The organism is Elstera litoralis (assembly GCF_000963705.1).
GTDB lineage: Bacteria > Pseudomonadota > Alphaproteobacteria > Elsterales > Elsteraceae > Elstera > Elstera litoralis.
Map to the genome: position 1 here is coordinate 1 of NZ_LAJY01000152.1, position 3,333 is coordinate 3,333.

Annotated in this window: 2 protein-coding genes and 1 pseudogene; all 3 read left to right on the top strand. The window is 62.9% G+C overall.

Annotation, left to right across the window (positions count from 1 at the left end; translation table 11 throughout):
* Positions 1-617: pseudogene (locus VZ95_RS25285) on the top strand (hypothetical protein); the annotation flags it as partial.
* Entirely contained in the window at positions 536-2,041 is a 1,506-nt protein-coding gene (locus tag VZ95_RS07125; protein WP_156995134.1) for a beta strand repeat-containing protein, read from the top strand. The pseudogene VZ95_RS25285 and the gene VZ95_RS07125, both read left to right, overlap by 82 nt.
* 92 nt (positions 2,042-2,133) lie before the next feature.
* Positions 2,134-3,198 carry an EF-P lysine aminoacylase EpmA gene (epmA, locus tag VZ95_RS07130; RefSeq protein WP_045775241.1) on the top strand — a complete coding sequence of 355 codons (1,065 nt, stop codon included), beginning with the start codon at positions 2,134-2,136 and terminating at the stop codon, positions 3,196-3,198.
* The last annotated feature ends 135 nt before the right edge of the window (positions 3,199-3,333 follow it).

Below are 3,333 nucleotides of genomic sequence, written 5' to 3' on the forward strand. Positions count from 1 at the left end.
ATCATTTTCTGCGCTTCGGCGCGCGCGAGCTGCGCAATCCGAATGCTATTTTCGATTCTAAATATTACGCCGAAAATAATATCGACGTGCTGAATGCCGTGAACAAGGGCGTCTTCAGCAGCGTTTACGAACATTACGCGCTGATCGGTGTTTATGAGGCGCGCGTACCGAATGCAAGCCTAGCCACCTTCAACGCGCAGGCCTATCTTGCGGCGAACCCCGATGTGGCGGCGGCGATTAATGCGGGTGTGTTTAAGAACGCCATCCAACATTATGTGATGTTCGGCGTCGATGAGGGGCGCGTGTCGAGCACGGCGGGCGGGGCCTTCAACCTCACCGCCAGCACGGTGAACCTCAATAGCACCAGCTCCAACCTCGGCACCGATAAATCGGGGACGAAAACCTACCTGTCGGCGAATAACGACACCATCGGCGGTGGCAGCTTCCTGTCGTCAGCGGTGATTATTTCCGACGGATCGACCAGCGATAACGATAGTCTTGCGGCGTTCGTAACCAGCAATATCGCGCGCCGATTGTGCAGAATATCGAAACGATCACGCTGCAAAGCTTTGGCGGTACTATGTCGTTCGGGGCGATTTCCGGCGCGAAGTCGGTGACGATCTCCGGCACCAGCTTTACCGGCACGTCGATGCTGGGCGGCTCGCTCGATCCCACGGCGCTGCTGATCGCGGCCCCGACCTACACGCTGAACGGCGTGAACGGCGCGCAAAGCTTTACCCTGGTCGGCGATAGCGCCGCGTCGAACGTGCTGTCGCTGAACCTCAACAATGTGACCTCCGGCTCCAGCATCGCCTACGGCAATGCGACCGGGCTCGAAGTGCTCGATCTCACCACGACCGGCGCGAACGCGACCCAATTGGGCGCGATCAATACGATTGCGGCGACGGTGAATATCAAAGGCACCGGCTCGCTGACGCTGACTGACAGCGGCAATGCCGGGGTTGCCACCAAGATCGTCGCCAGCACCTACGGCGGCACCTTCGCCTATGTCGATGGCGGCGTGGCGCATTCGGTGACGGGCAGCGCCGGGGCGGATAGCTTCACTTTCGCCGGGGTGGGTGTATTGACGACCAGCGATACCATTGACGGCGGCGCGGGCGCGGATACGATTATCAATAGCGGCTGGAGTTCGACGGCGGACCTCGACAATGTGACCAATGTCGAAACGCTGACGCTGACCGGCTCGAACCTCGCCTTCAGCTATGTCGCCAAAGATTCGCTGGTGACGGCAGGGGGCTCCCTCACGGTGAATGCCGCCGGGTCGACCGGCACGGCAACGCTGCTTTGGAACGGTAGTGCCGAAAGCAATGGTGCGTTCAACGTGACCGGCACCGGCAACAACGATTCGCTTCTGGGCGGTATCGGCAACGATACGCTGACGGGCGGCGCCGGGGCCGATACGCTGGAAGGCGGATTGGGCATCGACATCCTCACCGTCGGGACGACGGCGGATGCTTTCGTTGATCGGGTAAACCTCAACGGCGTTACGCTGGAAACCAACCGCGATACCATCAGCGGCTTTACGGCGGGTGCAACCAATGCCGACGTGGTGGTTCTGTCCGCAGCGCTGACCACGGCGGGGACTACCGCCGGGCTTCCTCCGGTGGTTGGGGCCGATACCAATATCGTGACGATTGCGGCAGCAGGGGGCTCCTACCTGATCGGCACGGCGACCTCGGCCAATTCGGACGTGATCGTGCTTCAGTCCGGCCTGAACCTCACTACTGGGGCCAATGGCGGCGATCTCACCGTGTCGGCCAATGGCTCGGAACTGCTGAAGGCGCTGACCAACAATATGGCGGCGGATGGCTACACGCAGATCCAAGCCGCAGGCGCGGGCCAATCGGCCTATCTGCTCGCCTATCAGAACGGCAGCGCCTTCCTCTACCTCGCGTCGGATGCGGCTGCCGTCGGCGGCAATAACGATGGCGCGTGGCAGGTGGCGGAAATCCATCTGATCGGCACCTTCACCGGGATTGCGGCGAATGCGTTAGTGGCGGGGAACTTCATTCTCGGCTAACGCGGGCTTCTAGACCTGTATCAAGGCCGTCTTTCTCCGAAAGTAGGAAGACGGCCTTGCTTTTTGGGGCACGCTTGGGCCAAGCATGCTTGATGAGTGAGAGCCCCCGTCCTATCGCCGCCCCCTGGTGGCGGCCCGACCGTTTTGCGCCCAAACGCGCCTTTCTGCACCGGCGCGCCGCGATGCTGCGGCAGACACGCGATTTTTTCCATGAGCGGGGCTTTCTGGAAGTCGACCCGCCCGCGCTGCAAGTCTCGCCGGGGCTGGAGCCGCATTTGCACGCCGTTGGCGCCGATCTGCATCGGCCCGAGGGCACGGCGCTGCGGCGCTATCTGCACACCTCCCCCGAATTCACGATGAAAAAGCTGTTGGCGGCGGGCGAGCGGCAGATTTACGCCCTCGGCCATGTGTGGCGCGACCGCGAGGGCTCCGACACCCATTCGCCGGAATTCACCATGCTGGAATGGTACCGCGTCGGGGCCAATTACCGCGATTTGATGGCGGATTGCGAAGGCCTCATTCGGGCGGTGACGGCGGGCGAACCCTTACGCCGGGGCGATCTTGTGGTTTCGGTGACGGAGCCGTTCGAGCGGCTCACGGTAGTGGATGCATTTCAGAAATTCTGTGGGATTGATCTGCTGGCGAGCGCCCCCGATCCGAAGCGCCCCGGCAGCGATGCGCCCGCAGCGGCAATCCTCGCCCAAGACGCGCGCCGTCTCGGTGTGCGCGTAGCCGAAGGCGACCGTTGGGACGATATTGTTTTCCGGCTGATGTTCGACTTCATCGAGCCGCATTTGGGCCGCGACCGCCCGACCTTCCTGATCGATTACCCGATTTCGATGGCGGCGCTGGCGCGGCCAAAACCGGAAGACCCGCGCCTCGCCGAACGGTTCGAGCTGTATGCAGCGGGCGTCGAACTCGCCAACGCTTTCGGCGAACTCACCGACGCCGAGGAGCAGCGGGCACGGTTCGGGGCGGATATGGACCTGAAACAGGCGCTCTACGGCGAACGTTACCCGATTGATGAGGATTTCCTCGCGGCGCTGGCCCACGGCCTGCCCGCTTCGGCCGGGATTGCTTTAGGCTTCGACCGGCTGGTGTTGCTGGCGACGGGGGCCGAGCGGCTCGCGGATGTTTTATGGGCGGAGGTTCAATGAGCGCGCGCAATTCCTCGCACCGGCGGGCTCCCGCCAAGCGCCCGGCCCCCAAAGGCAAGGATCGGCGCGGCGAGCGCGTGACGGTCGCCATCGACCGCATCGGCGTGCAGGGCGATGGGCTGGCGCAGGTGGACG